The 19,736-nt window shown below is 69.1% G+C and carries 15 protein-coding genes; 10 read left to right on the forward strand and 5 right to left on the reverse strand.

All coding sequences use genetic code 11. The features are described from left to right. Window positions 1–33: 33 nt before the first annotated feature. The 3 genes from ACFHWE_RS04540 (at window position 34) to arsB (ending at window position 2,528) form a co-directional block, all read left to right on the forward strand. Entirely contained in the window at window positions 34–714 is a 681-nt protein-coding gene (locus ACFHWE_RS04540) for an ArsR family transcriptional regulator (protein WP_416599325.1), read from the forward strand. Beyond that, entirely contained in the window at window positions 711–1,355 is a 645-nt protein-coding gene (locus ACFHWE_RS04545) for an arsenate reductase ArsC (RefSeq protein WP_416599326.1), read from the forward strand. Before ACFHWE_RS04540 ends, ACFHWE_RS04545 begins: the two co-directional genes overlap by 4 nt. Window positions 1,356–1,445: 90 nt before the next feature. Further along, entirely contained in the window at window positions 1,446–2,528 is a 1,083-nt protein-coding gene (gene arsB / locus ACFHWE_RS04550; protein WP_416599327.1) for an ACR3 family arsenite efflux transporter, read from the forward strand. Window positions 2,529–2,673: 145 nt separating this feature from the next. Here the strand turns inward: arsB and ACFHWE_RS04555 are convergent, their stop codons facing one another. Both ACFHWE_RS04555 and ACFHWE_RS04560 read right to left on the reverse strand, forming a co-directional pair. Beyond that, window positions 2,674–3,915: an MFS transporter gene (locus ACFHWE_RS04555; RefSeq protein ID WP_416599328.1), complete on the reverse strand. Its 1,242-nt coding sequence runs from the start codon at window positions 3,913–3,915 to the stop codon at window positions 2,674–2,676. Continuing rightward, window positions 3,912–5,246 carry an FAD-dependent oxidoreductase gene (locus tag ACFHWE_RS04560; RefSeq protein WP_416599329.1) on the reverse strand — a complete coding sequence of 445 codons (1,335 nt, stop codon included), beginning with the start codon at window positions 5,244–5,246 and terminating at the stop codon, window positions 3,912–3,914. The genes ACFHWE_RS04555 and ACFHWE_RS04560 overlap by 4 nt, the downstream gene beginning before the upstream one ends. Window positions 5,247–5,339: 93 nt before the next feature. Here ACFHWE_RS04560 and ACFHWE_RS04565 point away from each other — a divergent pair, with 93 nt between their 5' ends. Together ACFHWE_RS04565 and ACFHWE_RS04570 are read left to right on the forward strand one after the other, a co-directional pair. After that, complete coding sequence (locus ACFHWE_RS04565; RefSeq protein ID WP_416599467.1) at window positions 5,340–6,215, forward strand: helix-turn-helix domain-containing GNAT family N-acetyltransferase; 876 nt, start codon at window positions 5,340–5,342, stop codon at window positions 6,213–6,215. Window positions 6,216–6,299: 84 nt separating this feature from the next. Further along, window positions 6,300–7,283: an arsenic resistance protein gene (locus ACFHWE_RS04570; protein ID WP_416599330.1), complete on the forward strand. Its 984-nt coding sequence runs from the start codon at window positions 6,300–6,302 to the stop codon at window positions 7,281–7,283. A 30-nt stretch (window positions 7,284–7,313) separates the two neighbouring features. Here the strand turns inward: ACFHWE_RS04570 and ACFHWE_RS04575 are convergent, their stop codons facing one another. Further along, on the reverse strand, window positions 7,314–7,937 hold the full coding sequence (locus tag ACFHWE_RS04575) for a TetR/AcrR family transcriptional regulator (protein ID WP_416599331.1): 624 nt from the start codon (window positions 7,935–7,937) through the stop codon (window positions 7,314–7,316). A 72-nt stretch (window positions 7,938–8,009) separates the two neighbouring features. On the opposite strand from ACFHWE_RS04575, the gene ACFHWE_RS04580 reads away from it, so the two are divergent. Both ACFHWE_RS04580 and ACFHWE_RS04585 read left to right on the forward strand, forming a co-directional pair. After that, window positions 8,010–8,579 (forward strand): carboxymuconolactone decarboxylase family protein, encoded by a 570-nt coding sequence (locus tag ACFHWE_RS04580; protein WP_416599332.1) that lies wholly within the window; start codon window positions 8,010–8,012, stop codon window positions 8,577–8,579. Between the two features lie 409 nt (window positions 8,580–8,988). Further along, entirely contained in the window at window positions 8,989–10,338 is a 1,350-nt protein-coding gene (locus ACFHWE_RS04585; RefSeq protein WP_416599333.1) for a tyrosine-type recombinase/integrase, read from the forward strand. Window positions 10,339–10,491: 153 nt separating this feature from the next. Here ACFHWE_RS04585 and ACFHWE_RS04590 read toward each other — a convergent pair whose 3' ends face one another. Both ACFHWE_RS04590 and ACFHWE_RS04595 read right to left on the reverse strand, forming a co-directional pair. Then, a complete protein-coding gene (locus ACFHWE_RS04590; protein ID WP_416599334.1) occupies window positions 10,492–11,292 on the reverse strand; it encodes a replication-relaxation family protein in 801 nt (266 codons plus the stop codon). 845 nt (window positions 11,293–12,137) lie between these two features. Then, a complete protein-coding gene (locus tag ACFHWE_RS04595; RefSeq protein ID WP_416599335.1) occupies window positions 12,138–12,764 on the reverse strand; it encodes a nuclease-related domain-containing protein in 627 nt (208 codons plus the stop codon). 473 nt (window positions 12,765–13,237) lie between these two features. On the opposite strand from ACFHWE_RS04595, the gene ACFHWE_RS04600 reads away from it, so the two are divergent. From ACFHWE_RS04600 to pglW, 3 genes are all read left to right on the forward strand, one after another. Further along, entirely contained in the window at window positions 13,238–14,215 is a 978-nt protein-coding gene (locus ACFHWE_RS04600; protein ID WP_416599336.1) for a hypothetical protein, read from the forward strand. A gap of 133 nt (window positions 14,216–14,348) precedes the next feature. Then, window positions 14,349–14,765, forward strand: coding sequence for a hypothetical protein (locus ACFHWE_RS04605; protein WP_416599337.1), 417 nt, complete (start codon window positions 14,349–14,351; stop codon window positions 14,763–14,765). A gap of 333 nt (window positions 14,766–15,098) precedes the next feature. Then, on the forward strand, window positions 15,099–19,718 hold the full coding sequence (gene pglW, locus ACFHWE_RS04610) for a BREX system serine/threonine kinase PglW (protein ID WP_416599338.1): 4,620 nt from the start codon (window positions 15,099–15,101) through the stop codon (window positions 19,716–19,718). Window positions 19,719–19,736 lie beyond the last annotated feature (18 nt).

Genomic DNA, 19,736 nt, shown 5'->3' on the forward strand with positions numbered 1-19,736 from the left:
CGCCGACAGTTAGACTCAGCGATCATTGAGTCAATGAATACTGAGCTTTCTCTGGAACAGCGGGCCGGACTTCACGGCGCGCTGGCCGACCCCGCCCGCCTGGCCATCACCGACACCCTGTGCACGGGAGACGCCTCGCCCTCCGAACTCGGGGAGCTGCTGGAGATGCGCTCCAACCTCGTCGCCCACCACCTGCGTGTCCTGGAGGGGGCTGGCGTCGTCACGCGCGCCCGCTCCGAGGCCGACCACCGCCGCGTCTACGTCCGCCTGCTGCCCGAGGCGCTCGCCGCTCTGACCCCCGCCGCGCTGCTGCACGCGCCCCGCGTGGTGTTCGTCTGCACGCGCAACACGGCCCGCTCCCAACTGGCCGCCGCGCTGTGGGAGCGCCGCAGCACCGTGCCCGCCGTCTCGGCCGGGACCCGGCCCGGCCCGCGCATCCACGAGGGCACCCTGACCGCCGCCCGCCGCCACCGGCTGCCCCTGAGGCCCGGGGGGACGACCCGCGTCGAGGACGTACTGCGCGAGGACGACCTGGTGGTGGCGGTCTGCGACAGCGCCCACGAGGAACTCCCGCCCCACCGCTCGCGCCTGCACTGGTCGGTACCCGACCCGGTCCGCGCGGGCACCGACGCCGCCTTCGACACCGCATTCGTCCAGATCCGCGACCGCGTGGAGCGGCTCGCACCCACCGTCCGCCCTCAGGAGGGTCCATGACCGAGCAGGCTCGCAGGTTCACCTTCGACCAGCAGCACGCGCTGAACATCGCCTCCCGCGACCTGGAGAAGGAGTTCGAGGGGATCTTCAACGCCGCCACCATCGAGCGGTTCCTGCACACCAGCTACGACCAGTTCGCCCCCGGCGCGACCGTCGCCCAGTTCCTGCCGCTGCTGGCCGCACGGTTCGCCCGCCAGCGACTGACGGCCCTGGCCCGTGTGGAGGACAAGGTGAACGACGGCCGTCCCGTGGTCCTGTTCCTGTGCGTGCACAACGCCGGGCGCAGCCAGATGGCGCTGGGCTTCTTCCGCCACCTTGCGGGGGACCGGGCGATCGCCTGGTCCGGCGGGTCGGAACCGGGCCAGGAGGTCAACCCGGCGGCCGTGGCGGCCATGGAGGAGGTGGGCATCGACATCTCCTCGGAGTTCCCCAAGCCGTGGACGGACGAGGTGGTGCGCGCCGCCGACGTGGTGGTGAGCATGGGGTGCGGGGACGCCTGCCCGATCTTCCCGGGAAAGCGCTACGAGGAGTGGACGCTGGACGACCCCGCCGGCAAGGACGTGGCGGCGGTGCGCCCGGTCCGCGACGAGATCGAACAGCGGGTCCGCACGCTGCTCTCCGAGTTGGACGTCACCGTCTGAACCCGCCGGGTCCCGCCCCGGCGGGACCCGTGTAAGGCACCACGCGCGGCGGGTTCTCCCCGCGCTCCCCGAGGACAGGAAACCCCGCTGATGACACGCTCCGAGAAAACCGCCGCGGCCACCGGTACGCCGGTCGCGGCGAGACTGTCCACCCTCGACCGCTTCCTGGCCGTGTGGATCCTGCTCGCCATGGCCGCCGGCCTGGGACTGGGCCGCCTCGTCCCCGGGCTGGACGAGGCCCTGGCCACCCTGGAGGTGGGCGGGATCTCCCTGCCCATCGCCCTGGGGCTGCTGGTGATGATGTACCCGGTCCTGGCCAAGGTCCGCTACGACCGCCTCGACACCGTCACCCGCGACCGGCGCCTGCTCGTCTCCTCCCTGGTGGTCAACTGGGTGGTGGGCCCGGCGGTGATGTTCGCGCTGGCGTGGATCTTCCTGGCCGACCTGCCCGAGTACCGCACCGGGCTGATCATCGTCGGCCTGGCCCGCTGCATCGCCATGGTCATCATCTGGAACGACCTGGCGTGCGGCGACCGCGAGGCCGCCGCGGTGCTGGTCGCGCTCAACTCCGTCTTCCAGGTCCTCGCGTTCGGGCTCCTGGGCTGGTTCTACCTCGACCTGCTCCCGGGGTGGCTGGGCCTGGACACCGGCGGGCTGGACGTCTCCCCCTGGTTCATCGCCGTCAACGTCGTCATCTTCCTCGGCGTTCCGCTGGCCGCTGGCTTCCTCACCCGGGTCCTGGGCGAGCGCCGGATGGGCCGGGACCGGTACGAGTCGGTGTTCCTGCCGCGCATCGGCCCCTGGGCGCTGTACGGACTGCTGTTCACGATCGTGCTGCTGTTCGCCCTCCAAGGCGGCACCATCACGAGTCGGCCGCTGGACGTGGTCCGTATCGCCGTACCCCTGCTGGCCTACTTCGTGATCATGTGGTTCGGTACCTTCGCGGTCGGCAAGGCGATCGGGATGGGTTACGAGCGCACCAGCACCCTGGCCTTCACCGCGGCGGGCAACAACTTCGAACTCGCCATCGCCGTGGCCGTGGCCACCTTCGGCGTCACGTCCGGCCAGGCCCTGGCCGGGGTCGTGGGCCCGCTGATCGAGGTCCCGGTCCTGGTGGGCCTGGTGTACGTGTCACTGGCCTGGCGCAAGAGGTTCACCACCCCGAACGGATAGCGGCACACCTCCAGGGGCGGGACCCGCGACCTGTCTCCCGCACGGGCCCTGCCCCGCTCCAGGTGTGTGCGGGACCGGGCGAAGGCCAGCGAGGGCGGCGGTCAGTGGGAGGGGGCCGCGGCTCCCGCCCCGCCGTCGGCCACGGTCACGACACAGCCGGGGGAGAGGGCGCGGGACGGCTGAGCAGAGCCGCCACGGCCCCCGCGGCTGCCAGGACGCCCATGACGGCGAACGCCGCCGGATAGCCGCCCAGCGCTCCGGCCAGTACCGCGCCGACCCAGGGGGCCAGAGCAGTCGCCAGCATCAACGGGGTGTGCATCACCCCGCTGATCACCGCGTAGTCCCCGGTGCCCCACCGGTCGGCGACCGCGGTGGCGTGGAGCAGGGTGAGCGCACCGCGTGCCACGCCCGCCAGGATCACCATTGCCATGAGCAACGGCCAGGGTCCGGGCACCAGCGCCAGGGACAGGGTCGTGGCCGCGCACGCGCCCAGAACGACGACCGTCCGGGAGACGACGGCGAGCCTCCGTTCCAGTGGCGCGTAGACCAGACGTCCCAGTACCTGGCCGACCCCGCCCGCCCCGAGGAGCCAGGCTGCCGTGGTGGTATCGAGGCCTCGGGCGTCCAGAAGAGGGACGATACTGACCACGACCGCGAACACGGTCAGTACACCTGCGGTGAGGGCGGCCGTCAGTGCCCAAAAGCCCCGGCTGCGGAGAACCTCCACCACCCTCGTTCCCGACGCGTCGGCACGCTCGTCGAGGACCGTCTCGCCCCGGCTGCGGGGAAGGAGGAGAGCATGGCAGGGCAGCACCACCACGACCAGTACTCCCGCCAGAACCAGGTAGGCGGCCCTCCAGCCCCACACCTGTTCCAGAGCCGCGGCCAGGGGAGCGAAGACGGTACTCGCCAGTCCCGCTGCCAGGGTCAACGCGGTCAGCGCTCCCACCCGTTCAGCGCCGTACCAGAGGGTCAGTGCGGCGAAGGCCTGCGGATAGAACAGCCCGGCCATCGCCCCACCGGACACGAGCCATGCCAGAGCGAAGAGCCACAGGTTCGGAGCCAGGGCGAGACACGCCACAGCCGGGGCAGCGAGCACTGCCGCCCAGGTCATCACCGGCCGGGGTCCGTAGACCTGTAACCACTTCCCGACCAGGGGTCCGGCCAGGCCCGCCAGGACCTGGGCCGCGGAGAACAGGGCGGTGACCGTGGCGACGGACCACCCGGTATCGGCGGTGATCGCCGGGGCCAGCACAGGGAAGGCGTAGAAGAGCACGCCGTAGCTCGTGGTCACGGTGACGCACAGGGCCACCAGCCCCCGGCGTGCCCCGGCCACCGGTACGGAGGCGGGGGCGCCGGGGGCCGGAGCCGTACGCCCGGGTCTCACGGGGTCCGGACCGCCAGGGGGGAGGCGACGTCCTGGGTGTCGCCGGTCGAGCAGCAACCCCTTTCCGCCTCGGCCCCGGCGTCGTCGAACATCCCCGATCCGCCGCACACCCCGGTCTCGGGCAGGACCAGTTCCACCCGCTCGGCCGCCTCGTGGTCACCCGCGATGCGCGCGGCGATACTGCGCACCTGTTCGTAGCCGGTCAGGGCCAGGAACGTGGGCGCACGGCCGTAGGACTTCATCCCGGCAAGGTAGAAGCCCTCCTCGGGGTGGGCCAGCTCCCTGGCCCCGTGGGGGTAGACCGTTCCGCACGAGTGCACGTTGGGGTCGATGAGCGGAGCCAGTCCCACCGGCGCCTGGAGCGCGGGGTCCAGCCCCAGGCGGATCTCGGACAGCATCGACAGGTCGGGGCGGAACCCGGTCAGTGCCACCACCGCGTCCACCGGTTCCAGCGGCCGCCCGCCCTCGTCCACGAGCACCAGGCGCCCGTGCTCCGTGCGGACCTCGGCGGTACGGAAACCGGTGACGATCCGCACGTGTCCGGCCTCGACCGCCTCCCTGGCGCGCAGACCCAGGGCCCCGCGCCCGGCGAGCTGGTCGGACTCGCCGCCGCCGAAGGCGTCGCCGACCTCCCCTCGGCGGAGCACCCACACGGCCTCGGTGCCGGGCTCCTCCTCGGCGAGCGCGGCCAGGGCGACCAGGGCGGTCAGAGCCGAATGGCCCCGGCCCACCACGGCCGTGGTGCGGCCCGCGTGGCGGGAGCGAACCCCGGGATCGGTCAGGTCGGGCATCCTGTGGGAGACGCGCTCCCCAGCGGCCGCCTCGCCCCGGGCGGGCAGGCCGTCCGCGCCCAGCGGGTTCGGTGTGCCCCAGGTGCCGGAGGCGTCGATCACCGCGCGCGCCAGGACGCGTTCCTCCCCCTGCCCGGTGCGCACCCGCACGGTGAAGGGCTGCCGATCCCGTCCGGCGTCGACCAGGCGGTCCCGGCCCAGGCGGCTGACCCCAGTCACCTCCGTCCCGAACCGCACCCGCTCTCCCAGGGCCTCGGCCAGCGGAGCCAGGTAGGCCTCGGCCCACTCCCGCCCGGTCGGGTAGCGATCGTCGTCCGGGCGCCGCCAGCCGGTACCGGAGAGCAGCTTCTCCGCTGCGGGGGCCACCAGGTCGCGCCAGAAGGAGAACAGGCGCACGTGCCCCCAGCCGGTCACCGCCGCACCGGCCCGGTCACCGCGTTCCAGGACCAGGACCGGCAGGCCGCGCTCGACGAGTTCGGCGGCAGCCGCCAGCCCGGTGGGACCCGCGCCGATCACCACCACGGGACGTTCCTCTGACATGGCACACCCTTTCATCGATGAATATCTATCATTGGAGACTTTATCGACAGCCATCGATGCATGCAACCATCGACCATCGTCGATAATGAAGGCATGGGTGCGATCTCCGAACACGACGACGACCTACTGACCTCCGACGACGCGGAGACCTACGCCTCCTGGTTCGCCTGCCTGGCCGAACCCATGCGCGTCCGCCTCCTCCACGCCATCGCCACGTCCCCCGGTTCGATCAGCGTCGGAGAGCTCGCGAAGGCCGTGGGCATCCGCCAGCCCACGGTCTCCCACCACCTGCGCAAACTCGCGGACGCGGGGTTCGTGACCCTGACCAGGGCGGGAACCGCGACCCGGGTGGCGGTCAACCCCGCCTGCTGCACGGGCCTGCCGCACGCCGCGGACGCCGTCATGGGCGTGCTCAACACCCGCCCCTGCTGCCCTACCGACCTGCCGCCCGACGTCACCACGCGCCCCATGGGCGACGCGGACCTGGACGCGGTACGGGAGATCCACTCCCAGGGCCTCGCCACCGGCGACACCGCCTTCGAAACCCGTGTCCCCGACCTCTCGGGGGAAGGGTGGCTCACCGGTCACCGCTGGGTCGCCGAGACCGGCGGTCGCGTGGTCGGCTGGACCGCCGCCGCACCCGTCTCCAGTCTCCCCGCCTACGCCGGGGTCGCCGAGACGTCGGTCTGGGTGGCCGAGGGCGCCCGGGGGAGGGGCGTGGGCAAAGCACTGCTGTACCGACAGGTCACCGAGGCCGACACGGGTGGGCTGTGGACCCTCCAGGCCTCGGTCCCGCCCGAGAACCGGGCGGCGCTCTCCCTGCACCACCAGGCGGGCTTTCGCACCGTGGGTGTGCGCGAGCGCATCGCCCGCCACCGCGGCACCTGGCGCGACACCGTTCTGCTGGAGCGCCGCCGGAGCACCGACGACACGGACCGCGGCGAGGACTGCACCTGCCCGACCCGCTGACCTCCGCGACCCGTACCTGCGAAACCTCGGCACCGAGGGGCCACGTAAGGTCGCGTACGTGGTCCCAGGGCATCGAGGAGTCATGTGTCGCAGAGTCCGATCGCGTGGTTGGAACGCCACCAGGTCGCCGTCTACGCGGGGGCGATGGCCACGGGAGCGGTGGCCGGCCTGAGCCTGCCGAACACCGCTCCAGTACTGGGACGGGCCGTCAACCCGCTGCTCGCCGCCCTGCTGTACGTGACGTTCCTCCAGGTACCCGCAGCCGAACTGGTCCGCTCGTTGCGACCGGACCGGTTCCTGGCCGCCGCGCTGCTAGTGAATTTCGCGGTGGTACCGCTGGTGGTCGCGGCGATGCTGCCTTTCCTGCCCGACGACGAGGCCGTGCGGATCGGTGTCCTCCTGGTGCTGCTGTGCCCGTGTGTGGACTATGTGATCGCCTTCAGCGGGCTGGCCGGGGGCAGCAGTCGACGCCTGCTCGCGGCCACGCCCCTGCTGCTCGTCGCGCAGATGGCCCTCCTGCCGGTCTACCTCCTGCTGTTCATGGGGCCGGAGCTGGCCGACGTGGTCGAGGCGGGGCCCTTCGTCGAGGCGTTCGCGGTATTGATCGCCGTCCCGCTGGCGCTGGCCTGGCTCACCCAGTCCTGGGCCGCCCGCAGCGGCACGGGACTCAGGACCGCCGAGGCGGTAGGCACGACGATGGTGCCGCTGATGGCGGCGACCCTGTTCGCGGTGGTCGCCTCCCAGATTCCCGGACTGGACGGCACGTCGGCCGGCGTGGTGCGCGTGGTGCCGTTCTACGCGCTCTTCCTCGCGGTCATGGTGGGCGCCGGCCTGGCCGTCGCGCGACTGTTCCGTCTGGACATGCCCGCCGGACGGGCGGTCGTGTTCACCGGCGCGACCCGCAACTCGCTGGTCGTCCTCCCCCTCGCCCTGGCCCTGCCGGACGCACTCGCCGCCACGGCGGCGGTGGCCGTGGTCACCCAGACCCTGGTAGAGGTGGTCGGCATGGTGGTCTGCGTGCGGGCGGTGCCCCGGCTGCTGCCCGCCGCCCAGCCCACCACCGCGTGACCCGCACGGTGTCTCCCCTCTCGGCCGCCCCTACCGGGCTTGCGGTGCCGCCCACCGCTCGACCTGGCGTCTCATCGACTCGACCACGGCCAGTGCCTCGTCCGTGGCGCCACAGCGGGCGGTGACCTGCACCCCGACGAAGGCGGCCTGCAGGAGCCTGGCCCTGTCAGCGACGTCACCGGGGAGGATCTCCCCCCGTGCGACGGCACGGTCCAGCGCGGTGGCGATGCCCTCACGGACACGCTTGCCGTAGCGGCGGGCCCGTTCGGCGATCCGCTCATCGCGCGGGGCCACCTCGGTCGCCGTGGTCACCATGAAACAGCCCGGGGGGCCCGGCTCGGTCAGACCGCTGCGGACGGCGTCGAGAAAGGCACTGAGGTCCGCCAGGCCACTCGACCCGTGTTCCAGGGGGCGCAGAAGATCCTCGCGGTCCCGGTCGTAACGCGCCAGCGCGGCTTCCAGCACCCCGTGCTTGCTGCCGAAGGCCGCATACAGGCTGGACGGCGCCAAGCCCGTGGCCTGGACGAGGTCCCCGACGGTCGTCCCCTCATAGCCCTTGTCCCACAGCGTGCTCAGCGCGGCCGCCGTGGCCGCGTCGAGGTCGAAGGAACGCGGCCTTCCGCGACGAGAGTGCTCGGATCGGTCTTGCCTCATTTGTGTAGTGTACACTCCAGAACAATTCGGGATCATTCACTCCAGAAATAAGCCGCGACCTGAGGAGTCCACATGGCGCACACCGAACAGCTGCTCTCCCTGCCCTTCCGCACGGCGAAGGACCCGGACCCCGCCGTCACCGGGGCACTGGCCAAGGTCAAGGCGCAGATCGGGATGGTTCCCAACATGTACGCGGCGATGGCCAACGCCCCGAGCCTGCTGGAAACCTTCCTCCACGGCTACAACGCCTTCCGGTCCGACTCGGGCTTCACCCCGGCGGAGCAGGAGACCGTCCTGCTCACCATCAGCCGACTCAACGGCTGCACCTACTGCGTCGCCGCGCACAGCTCTCTCGCCGACATGAGCAGAATCCCCACCGAGATCACCGACGCCGTCCGCGACGGCAAGCCGCTGCCCGACACGCGGCTGGACGCCCTGGCCACCTTCACCGAGGCCTTCGTCGAGAGCCGCGGCCTGCCCACCGCGGCCCAGGTCGACGCGTTCCTCGCCGCCGGATACACCGAGACCGACATCCTGCAGGTGCTGCTGGCCATCTCCGTCAAGACCATCAGCAACTACACCAACCACCTGTTCCACACCGAGCTTGACAGGGCGTTCGCCAAGCGCGCCTGGACCGAGTGACCTGACGACGGGAAGGCGGCGACCAGCCGACCGGTTCGGAGCCGCCGACCCGGTCCACCGAATCGACAGGGTGGGCAGGTGGGCTTCTTCCGATCCCGCGGAGTCCTTGCGCCCTGCCCACCGTCAAGGCACAGCCTCGTAGGGGCCGAAGCAGTACTCTTCAGCAGATACGCGAAAGACCCGCCGATGATTCGGCGGGTCTTTTGGCTGGTGGGCGTACCAGGACTTGAACCTGGGGCCTCATCCTTATCAGCGATCATCCGCCCCCTGGGACGGCCCGTCACAGCCCCCGCCGAAACGGCCTTTCCCCTGTTGAGCGGCTTTCTGCCGTTCGCGGAGTGACACCGGGTACCGTGCCCTGCCGCACGGTCACACGGTCAGATCACGGTCAAGACAGGGGTCTGTCCACGTGGGATTCTCACGCGCCCGCACCGGCACCAGGGGCGGGACACGCTTCACCGCGTACTACACCGACATCAAGGGCGACGAGCGCTCGGCGGGCACCTTCGCCACCGCCAAGGAGGCCGACAGGGCGTGGCAGCGCGCCGAGGCCAAGGTCGCCGAGGGCCGCGTCACCAGCACCAGGCACGGACGCCAGCGCTTCGCCGACTTCGTCCTGGACACCTGGCTGCCCGACCACGTCATGGAGGAGTCCACCCGCCAGAACGTCACCTACCTCGTCCACAAGCGCTTCATCCCCGAGCTCGGCAGGATGCGCATGAACGAGATCCTGCCCCAGCACGTCCAGAGCTGGGTCCGGCAATGCCAGAAGGAAGGGCTCGCCGCCTCCTCCATCCACCGCATGACCACGGTCCTGTCAGCCGTCTTCACCTCGGCCGTCGTCAACCAGGTCATCTTCACCCACCCCTGCAAGGGCGTGGTGTTGCCGACAGTCGGCAAGAAGCAGTTCGAGATCATCACCCCCGAACAGTTCTCCGGCTTCCACGACGCGATCGAGGGCGAGCGGTTCCGGCTCCTGGTCGAGTTCGACATCGAGTCCGGGCTGCGGTGGGGCGAACTCAGCGAGATCCGGCTCAAGGACATCGACCGGGCGACGGGCATCCTCACCGTCAGCCGGTCCGTCGTGGAGCTCACCGCGAAGGCGCACCCGACCGGCGGACGGTTCCTGGTCAAGGAGTACCCCAAGGACCGCAAGTTCCGCCGTCTGAAGCTGAGCCGTCCCCTGGTGAAGAAGATCCTCGCCTTCGCCATGGCCCACGGGATCAGAGACGACGACCTCCTCTTCTCCTTCCCCGAGCAAGACGACGACGCTCCGATTCCGGGGGTGCCCGATGGGGTGGATCTCGGACTCACCGCGCCCAACGACGAGGGGAGGAGATACGAGCACGGCTCGACCACCGCGTACACGAACGGGAGGTGCCGTTGTGAGTACTGCCGTGCCGCCTTCGCCCACTACCGCGCGGTCCGTCGAGCCGAGGGCAAGGACAAGCCGAGAAGGAGAAGGAAAGTCACCACCGACGGGCACATCCCGGCGGACTGGTTCCGCAAGAACATCTGGCACCCGGCAAGGGAGAAGGCGGGGTTGCCGAAGTCGGCAACCCCGCACCAGCTACGACACGCTCACGCCTCGTGGCTCCTTGCCGGGGGCGCCAACCTGACCGTGGTCCGGGACCGGTTGGGGCACGCCTCCATCACCACGACGGAGCGCTACCTGCACACCCTGCCCGAAGCCGACGACAGCGCCCTCGAAGCGCTCAGCAACGTTCGCTACCGCAGCACGACCACGGCCAGCGCGTAGCTCTTGACGTCGCCGCGTCGGCCTGTGGCTGCGCGGCGAGGCAGAGGGTTGGATGATCTCGGGGGTACGGGCACGGGATGCCCGTACCCCCGAGCCCGCTATGCCCGGGGCCAGAGGAGCCCGACCATCACCGGTCGGCATCGCCCTGGCAGATCAACGGCGAGGCCCCAGCCCCAGGGTGAAGTCCGTGAACCGCTCACCGTCCTGCTGAGGGTCGACCAGGTTGACCCAGATCCGTGCCCGTGGCCCGTGCTCCACCAGGTCAGGCATCGTGGCACACCCGATCCCGAACCCGTCCCGGCCTCCCACCAGATACAGCGAGGCCTGGACATACCTGACCAGGTCAAGCCGACGGTTGGCCAGGCACCGCTCGTTGGCTCCGTCCAGGACCAGCAGCACCCGCGGAAAGCGCGGATACCGCTTCTGCCACGCAGGGCGTGCCGGCCCGTCCGCGGCGCTCCTGAGTTTGCGCAGGGGGTGGTGGTCGAAGTAGCGGGCGTAGGCCACGAGCTTGGCCGCCAGCCGGGACACGGGCATGGTCGTCCGGTCCACCTCGACCAGGAACTGGTACTGCACGCGGAACCCGTTGGGGCGTACGGCGATGTAATGGATCAGTGCGTCACTGATCACGTGGGTGTCGGTGAACCTTCCTCCGCCCTTGGCGTACCGATGCGCCACCTCCGGGATCCAGTGCAGGGGCTCGAAGTCGTCCCCCAGGATGCGGGCATGCTCGAAGAAGGCCAGGCCCATCTCCACCACGGAGAGCATGTGCTGGGCGAGCGGACCCGAAGCGCGTTCGGGGTTCATGCGGTAGGGGCGGGCCAGAACCTGTCCGGATTCCTGAACCGCGCGCGCTCCGACCGGGGTGAGGAACCAGCGGTGCGCTTGGCGCCCCGGAGGCACCACCCGGTCGACCAACCCTCGGCGTCGCAGGTGGTGCAGGACATGGAGCATGTATCTCCGTGAGGTGGCGTCCGGGGTGAGGAGCCGGGCCAACTGGTGACCAGCCGGTGCTGATAGAGCACCGCCTGCGCCTGCTGTGCCAGCGAACTGGCCTCGATCGTGCGGATCGGCAAATCGTCGTCCTCCTCGGTGTGGGAACAGATCCCGTCGCAAGGAGGAAGTGGGTCGCCCGCAAGCGCGTGACGCGAGGAATCAGGCGATCGAGTCCGCTGACGTGGCCCCCACTCCCGGAGAGGAGAAAAGACCCCACCGCCCTCCCACTTGAGGGGAATCGAGACCGCACGCCTTGAAGTCGAAGCACACGGGCTCATGCCCCAAACGCCCTCCAGGGGGCCGTTGAGGAGTTCAGATGCCTTTCCTCGACTTTCCCTAGCCTCCGGCTCCCACAAGGCGTCAGCGTTCATCTGAAGAGGTTGAGCACAGGTCGAGGTGGGTGATGAGCAGTTGGGGGAACAAGGATCCGTGAATCTGTGCGTGAGGATGGGGAGTCACACCATGAGACGGTGAAGGAACGTGGAGGGTAGACCAGAATAGTCTGGAGAAACAGGAATCAGAGACAGGTTGAGATCGCGGTCTTAGCGAAGCATGAGATGAGGAGAGCATGGGGGTATGATCTTTCTCTTCAATGATTCATATAAGAGAAGAAGATGTCGGAGTTTGCCGGGCGCGCCCCATCCCCTGACCTGTCAGGCTTTACTGCGTTCGGCCACGACAGCGAGGCTGAACACCATCCTGTACTGGTGCCCGCAGCGCCCGGTTAACCATTGGGTCAACCTCGGCAAGGTGTCTCCGATCCCTGGTCCGCCCCGAAGCCGTACGCGCATGAGACTCTCCGGTCAGGACGCGGAGAGGTGACCGGTGAGACGCTCCAGGTCCCAAGGATCGACCGGCACGGGGTCAGGCAGCATGGGCTCCAGCGCTCCGGAGACGATCTCGGTCAGGTCGCACAATGTCCCGCCACGTTCGAAGATGCGTGCCTGTGCAGCCGAGGCTTCGTCAATGTCCGTGCCCTCAGGAACCACCCACACCAACTGGCCCGTCTTACCGTTGGTGAAGCGGTAAACGACTCCAGCCTGGGAGTAGGAGCGGCTGGTGTCCATCCACGGCTGGGCCACTCGCTCCCCGGCAAGAGTGGTCAGTTGGCCCTTGCCCCGGGCATCGGTGCCCAGCACCCCGGCTCCACACCCCTTGGCGTCGATGAGCAACCAACCCGCCCCGGTCAGTACCAGGTGATCGATGTTGGCGAGCCCCAACGACATCGGAGCCAGCCCCGCACCGGTGACGTGGTCCAGGCGTACCAGGTCATGGAAGAGGTGGTACACGCCCGGCAAGCCCTCCAACCAGCCCTGTACAGCTTGGCCCACTCGGCGTTCGAAGAACGCGCCACGACGAGCCGCCGAACCATACTGGTCCGCCGCCGTGTCCAACGACGTACCAGGACGACCGTGTACCTGTACCACCATGGTCCACCCCTGTACCACTCTGTTCCACCGACGATCGGCAAGGGTATCTGCACTGGTCACAACGTTATGTCGGCTTGTCGGGAAACCCAAGTACCCGCATGGGCGACTCACGGCTTCCCCCTGTGTAGCCGCCCCCGAGGCTTCTGGCCCGTGAACGTACGGTCCTCATCAAGGCCGAACACAGCGGACCGATCTGGACCCCGTACTGCTGGAGGACGGAAACCAGGCGCGAGCAGTCCCTTCCCTCGAAGCCAGGTCCGTCGCCGTATCCGATCAGAGACCTTCGGCAACTCGAGTCGGCAACCTAGGACCGGGAACTTTCCGGGATTCTTCTTCTCGACAGAGATGCCTCCGTTTTTCGGTTAGCACCTCTCGCTATGACGTGCTGCTGTAGGTTCGGATCCCCAACACCCTCGACTGGCCAGCCTCTCCCTCAACTGGTCAGCGGCCTCGGAGCCGTAGAAGGAAGGGTTATGCGTCGCTGGGATCCACTCAATGAACTGCAGCTCTCGGTGCTGTCCAAGATCGCTGAAGGCGTCGACCTCAGCGACCACGAAGGCGTCAAGTACCGCCGGTCGGCCTACGCGCTTCGCGACCGGGGCCTCGTCACGGCAGGCAGGAAGCAGGGCAAGTGGCAAGCCCGCGTCACGGATGCCGGTCGCTTCTACCTGGAGCACGGCCACCATCCGGACAGGCCCTCCGACGGGAAGGGCGCGAAGGAAAGGGAACGCCCGGCCGAGGCAGAGCGGAAGAAAGCTCGCGCTTCCCGCTCCGCCTCTTCGGATGATGCCGCGAAGTTGATCGCCGACCTGAACGCCGGAGGAGGTGTCCTCCACATCGAGAACCCTGACATGGAAACCCGGGCGCGCTATCGGAGGGCGATCGACCGTGCCAAGCGGCACAACCTCGTGCCCGAGGGTAAATCCCTCAAGTACACAGGGCGTAGTACAGGAGACCTGGTCGTCTGTCTGGTCGACCCGGCGAACGGCGGCGAGACCGAGTGGAACAAGATCCGGACCACCACCGGCAGCACGTACACCGGCACGACCGCCATTCTCGAAGAGCTCCGACGCGACCCTTCGCCGCTGGAGGTCTCAGAAGCCCTTCGCCCGCGAGCGCTGGTCGTCGTCGAGTCCCTCGGCAAAGTCCTGAGCAGGAAGGGGTATCGGCTGGTCCTGGCCAAGAGACGCAACGGCACCACGTTGTTCGTCACGGTCAAGGGACACCAGTACGACCTGACGGTGACGGAAGAGCGCGAGCGGGTGGAGAAGCCCTCGGACACACGGATCAGGAAACGCTCACACAACCGCTACCTGTTGCCGCGTCCCGTGTACGAACTCAGATGGACCGGTCGCCTCCAACTCATGGTCTCGCCCGCAGGACACGCCGATTCCACGGACTGGGGCGACAAGGGACAAGGGGCGACGGCGTCTAGAGAACCAGGTCCGTGACCTCGTTCCCGAGCTCGAGCACCGTTCGAAGGCCGCAGAGGAAGCGAGGCTCGCCCGGGAGCGGCAGCTCAGGGAACGGGAGGAGCGGGAGAGGCGCAGGCGGCTCCGAGAACAGGCCGAATGGGAGAAGGCCATGGCCGACGCCACGGAACACGCCATCGCGGCCAGGCGGAGCGCGGTGTTCCGGGAAGCCCTGGAGTCGTGGAACACCGTCAGTGAGATCCGCGTCTTCTGCAGAGTTCTGGAGGAGGAGGCCCAGGAGTGCGGGGGCTCCCTGCAGGCTGAGCGGTTGATGCTATGGGCACGGTGGGGAGAGGAGACGGCCGAGCGGTGGGATCCCGTCCGCTCCGACTCCGGTGTCCAAAGCCAGGACTTCGATGCCGCACCCTCACCGGATGAGCTGAGGCCCTTCCTCGGCTACTGGAGTCCGCACGGCCCACACCGTGAATACCGGTACAGAACGGAGTACAAGGACGCGGACCACGGGGGCACGCACGAAGGGGGTTGGCACTACCGCGACCGGCGGCGTCCTCAGTGGTGGCGCCGCTGAGGGCAACCGACCCTCCAGGCCGTGGCGGGACGATACGACCACAGGAAGCAGAGGAAGGAACGGTCGCTACGAGCCCGTTCCTCCCGCAACGCGAGCGCACCTGAACCACGCTCATGCTCAATGCTCGCCACCGTTTTGAGCGGCGTTGCATACCCCCACCTCTGGCGCAACCCACTGTATGACCGCTATCGGCCAGTGGTGGGGGACCGGCCAGTCCGATTCGGGACCCTTGTCCTCACTTGGTGTCACACAGCTCCGATAGCCTGCATTGGGAAAACTGAAGGTAGAACGGTTCTTCGGCTACCGACAGAGCGAGACGGGACGGAGCGGCACATGCGTGAGGGCCGGTGGACCACCGTCACCGAGTCGGATTTCGACCACGAGCACCGCGGTCTGGAGACCATCCGTGAGCGCCTTCCTGACACCGGGGTCTGGCGCGCCTGGTCCAACTTCACCTTCACCGCAGGCTCCGGGCACGTCCGCGAGGTCGACCTGCTCGTCCTCTCGCCCAGTGGCCTACACATGGTGGAGCTCAAGAGCTGGCGCGGCAGCGTCACCACCGAGAACGGCAGCTGGGTTCAGACCCGGCCGAACGGCAGCAGGCTGCCGCACTCCAACCCCCGACACCTGGTGGAGCAGAAGGCCAAGGAACTGGCCGGGCTGCTCAGGCAGCAAGGTGTACAGGGCGTCTATGTGTCCGGTTCGGTGTGCTTCACCGACTCCTCACTTCGGCTACGGCTGCCCACCAACGACCAGAACGGCGTCCACTTCGTCAGCTCGCTCCTGGAGATGCTGCAGCGTCCCCCCTACGACGTGCGGCGCCGCATCACCAGCCCCCGGGCCACCGCAATCGCCAACGGGCTCAAGCAGGTCGGTATCGACCGCAGCGACGCCCAGTTCAAGGTGGGCCCCTACCTGCTGGACCGCAAGCCGCTCGACACCGGTCCCACCTGGGTGGACCACGTGGCCCGCCACACGGAACTGGACGAGCAGGTTCGCGTGCGCGTCTACCTCGTCGAGCGCGGCGCCAGCGCCGCCATGAAGAGGTCCGTGGAGAATGCCGCCCGCCGAGAGTCGGACGTCCTGACCCGCTTTCAGCACCCTGGGGTTGTGAGGGTCAAGACTTACGATCCCTCCGGCCACCGTTCCGGACCCGCCCTGGTCTTCGAGCATCACTTGGGGACACTGCGCCTGGACGAGTACCTCATTCAGTATGGGGACAGGCTCGACATCCTCACCCGGATGTCCCTGGTACGCCAGCTCGCCGAAACCGTGCGCTCGGCGCACTCACGCCGCATCCACCACCGCACGCTGTCCGCGCACTCAGTACACGTACTCCCGGGCACGGGCAAGGGCGGCAGCGAAGACGCCCGATGGCTCGCTCCTCGGTTGCAGATCTCCGACTGGCAGGTCGCCCTGCGCCGTACCAGTCCGGACGACACTCGACGCTTCGCCTCGACCTCGCTGTCCCTCGGCCACGTCTCCGACAAGGCCGACGCCTACCTCGCACCCGAGCTGACTGCCAGCCGCCCCGACCCGGTCCACCTCGACGTGTACGGGCTGGGAGTGCTCACCTACCTGCTGGCCACCGGCCGTGCCCCAGCCGCGAGCCAAGCCGAGCTGCTTGCCCAACTGGAGGCCGGGGAGGGTCTGCGCCCCAGCGCCCTCGTGGATGGGCTGTCCCAGGACATCGACGAGCTGGTGCAACTCGCCACCGCCTACCGCCCCGAGCAACGCCTCGCCAGCGTCGATGAGTTCCTGGACATACTGGAATGTGTCGAGGACTCCCTGACCGCTCCAGGCACACCTTCCGACGTCCCCCATGAGCCCGAGCAGGATCCATTGGAGGCCGTGCCGGGTGACGTCCTGGACGGCCGCTGGGAAGTTCAGCGCCAACTGGGCACCGGCTCCACGAGCCGCGCCTTCCTGGTACGCGACCTGACCGTTGACCCGCAGGCCCGGAACGCGCGCCCCTTGGCCGTGCTCAAGGTGGCTCTGTCCGACAACCGTGGGCAGATCCTGGCCCGCGAAGCCGAGATCCTCAGCGGCCTGCGCCTGCACCAGGGCATCATCCGCCTGGTCGAACCCAGTCCGCTGACCATCGGCGGGCGTACCGTCCTCGCGTTGGAATACGTCGGTGACGAGCGCCCGGACGAGGAACGCGGTTCCTCCCGCAGTGCCCCGCGCCGCCGCGAGGAGACCGTGGCCCGCCAGCTGCGCGAGGGCGGGCGCCTCAAGGTCGACCAGCTGGAAGCCTACGGCGACTACCTGTTCGGCGCTATGGACTTCCTGGAGGGGGAAGGGGTCTGGCACCGCGACATCAAGCCGGACAACATCGCCGTCCGGGTTCGTCCCAACCGCACGCGCGAGCTGGTCCTCATCGACTTCTCCCTGGCCGGGTATCCGGCGAAGGAGAAGGAAGCGGGCACCGAGGGCTACCTCGACCCGTTCATCGGGGGGCTCAAGCGCTCGGTCTATGACAACCACGCCGAGCGCTATGCCATCGCGGCCACACTGCACGAGATGGCCTCGGGCGAGCTACCCAGGTGGGGTGACGGCAGCGTCGTCCCAGCGCAGATCGACCCCGAGGAATGGCCCTACCCCGAGATCGCCGCCGAGGCCTTCGACCCGGCGGTGCGCGAGGGGTTGAAGAAGTTCTTCCGCAAGGCGCTGCACCGCGACGCCGCCAGGCGCTTCCCCGACCTCAAGCCCATGAGGGACAGGTGGCGCAAGATCTTCCTGGACGCCCAAACCAGGCCGTCCTCGGGTCACCCCCTCACACGCCCCCCGGAGACGACGGCCGCCCCAGCCTCCGACGGGACCAATGGGGCCGACGAGTCCGCGTCCGCCCTGCGGATCCCTGACGCCGAGCCCCTGACCGCCGAGCAGCAAAGGGAGGAGCAGGCCCGCGCGGCCACGCACGAGACCCACCTATCAACCTCCGGTCTGAGCCCAACCGCCGAGTCCTTCCTGTACGACCTCGGGATCACCACGGTCGGAGAGCTGCTGGACCACAGCCAGCGCAAGTTCCTCAACGCCCCCGGCCTGGGTGCCAAGACCCGCAGCGAGATTCAGCGGCGACAGCGCGAGTGGGGTGAACGGCTCCGGCGGACCCCGGACTCACCGCTCACGCCCGAGGGCCGTAAGAAGGCCGAGGAGGAGCTCGAGCGCAGCAGTCTGGAGTCGACCCTCACCGACCATCTCGTGGAGCACGACAGCGCTTCCACCCTGCCGGGCGGCGCCCTGCGCTCGGTCAGCCTGGACGCCCTGGCCACCGTGTTCGTGCCGAAACCGAACAACAACGGTTCCAACCGGAATTCGGTGGAGGCCGTGCGCCTGCTGCTTCGGCTGCCCGATGAGCGGGGAGAGCTGCCGGAGATCGGGGTGTGGCCCATGCAGAAGGACGTGGCCAAGGCCCTGGGACCGAGCGCGGGGAGCATATCGAGGGCCATCAAGGAGCAGCGCAAGCGCTGGAAGAAGCTGCCGGCCGTTCAGGCCCTGCGCGACGAGGTCCTCGGCCTGCTGGAGGAGCTGGGCCGGATCGCGTCCGCGGCCGAGATCGCCGACGCGCTGACCGTGCGCCGCGGCACCCAACTGCGCGGACGCGAGCAGCGCCGGGCCCTAGCACTGGCCGCGGTGCGCGCCGTGGTGGAGGTCGAACAGCTCGTCCCTGAGGAGGCGGCATTCCGGCACCAGGCCAACCGCAAGGCCAAGGACGAAGGAATGAGCGCAGGGCTGCTGGCCCTGGAGGTCGGTGAGGACGATTCCCCCGACACGCCGTCCGCCCCCGGACTGCTCGACTACGCGACGCGCCTGGGCCGGGCCGCCGACCGGCTGAGCAAGCTGGACACACTGCCCACCACGGCCACCGTGCTCGCCGAGCTGGGCGCGATAGACCCCCCGCCGGGGACGGTGGAGTGGAACGAGCGGCGCTTGGTGGAGGTGGCCGCGGCGGCCTCTACCAACGCGGCGGTGACCCCGCGCCTGGAGATCTACCCACGCGACCTGTCACTGGTGCGAGCGCTGCGCCTGGCCCAGGCAGGGCTGGTGCGGCTCATTCCAGGCCCGCTGCCGTGGGAGAACCAGCCCGGGCTGACCCCGGAGGAGGTGCACGAGCGGGTGCGGGCGCGGTTCCCGGAACTGGTGGATGCCCACGGTAGTCGCGAGTTGCCCGTCGACGGCCCGCTCACCAGGGCGCTGAAGGACGCCGGTTTCGGCCTGGAGCTGTCCACACGCAGGAACACCGGAACCTTGCGCTACCTGCCGCCGAAGGAATCGGCAGAGTCCAGCTACCGGACCATGGTCGGGCAACGGCGCACTACCCGGACCAGCACGTTCACCCGGTACTCCGACGACCCACGACTTGCCGCTGCCCTCCGGTCCGAGGAACAGCTACTCGCTGCGGCGCGCGGGGACGGGTTCCGGGTGCTGACCGTGCGCGCCGGGATGAGCGCCAGCGCGGTCGAGGAGTTGTCCGGGGCAGGGAGCCGGTTCGGTGCCCGGGCAGTCTCGGTGACCGGTCTGTTCCTCGTGGCCATGCACGAGCTGGTGGACCCCAAACCCAAGCTGAGGTGGGAGACAGTCCTGAGGGCGGACGCTGCCGAACCGGGGTCCAGATCGGCCAGGAACTTCGCCAACTATGTCACGACGGCGTGGGGCCGCGTCGAGCCGTGGCTACGGGAGCTGTTGGCGCTGGACGGCGGTGGGGCGAAGGTGCCTGTGCTGATGACCGATACTGGGGTGTTCGCTCGCTACGACGCGATGGACGTGCTGCACCGGCTCGCCGAGGTCTCACGGCAGGGCGGTTCGAGCCTGTGGATGCTGTGCCCGCAGGACGACCCGGCCCGAGACCCGCGAATCGGGGCGGTCGCCGTCCCTTATCAGGCGGGGTTGGGCGAGTGGATCCAGCTGCCGGACTCGTGGGCGAAGAACGAACACCGCGCTCGTGCGTAGCGCGGAAGGGACAGGCAG

This window comes from Nocardiopsis sp. LOL_012 (assembly GCF_048060475.1).
In the GTDB taxonomy this organism is placed as follows: Bacteria; Actinomycetota; Actinomycetes; order Streptosporangiales; family Streptosporangiaceae; genus Nocardiopsis.

Bases quoted from the DNA above. Each gene is read 5' to 3' on its own strand.
- ACFHWE_RS04540 (WP_416599325.1), top strand. From the start codon at position 34: ATGAATACTGAGCTTTCTCTGGAACAGCGGGCCGGACTTCACGGCGCG.
- ACFHWE_RS04545 (WP_416599326.1), top strand. From the start codon at position 711: ATGACCGAGCAGGCTCGCAGGTTCACCTTCGACCAGCAGCACGCGCTG.
- arsB (WP_416599327.1), top strand. From the start codon at position 1,446: ATGACACGCTCCGAGAAAACCGCCGCGGCCACCGGTACGCCGGTCGCG.
- ACFHWE_RS04560 (WP_416599329.1), bottom strand. From the start codon at position 5,246: ATGTCAGAGGAACGTCCCGTGGTGGTGATCGGCGCGGGTCCCACCGGG.
- ACFHWE_RS04565 (WP_416599467.1), top strand. From the start codon at position 5,340: ATGGGTGCGATCTCCGAACACGACGACGACCTACTGACCTCCGACGAC.
- ACFHWE_RS04575 (WP_416599331.1), bottom strand. From the start codon at position 7,937: ATGAGGCAAGACCGATCCGAGCACTCTCGTCGCGGAAGGCCGCGTTCC.
- ACFHWE_RS04580 (WP_416599332.1), top strand. From the start codon at position 8,010: ATGGCGCACACCGAACAGCTGCTCTCCCTGCCCTTCCGCACGGCGAAG.
- ACFHWE_RS04590 (WP_416599334.1), bottom strand. From the start codon at position 11,292: ATGCTCCATGTCCTGCACCACCTGCGACGCCGAGGGTTGGTCGACCGG.
- ACFHWE_RS04595 (WP_416599335.1), bottom strand. From the start codon at position 12,764: ATGGTGGTACAGGTACACGGTCGTCCTGGTACGTCGTTGGACACGGCG.
- ACFHWE_RS04600 (WP_416599336.1), top strand. From the start codon at position 13,238: ATGCGTCGCTGGGATCCACTCAATGAACTGCAGCTCTCGGTGCTGTCC.
- ACFHWE_RS04605 (WP_416599337.1), top strand. From the start codon at position 14,349: ATGGCCGACGCCACGGAACACGCCATCGCGGCCAGGCGGAGCGCGGTG.
- pglW (WP_416599338.1), top strand. From the start codon at position 15,099: ATGCGTGAGGGCCGGTGGACCACCGTCACCGAGTCGGATTTCGACCAC.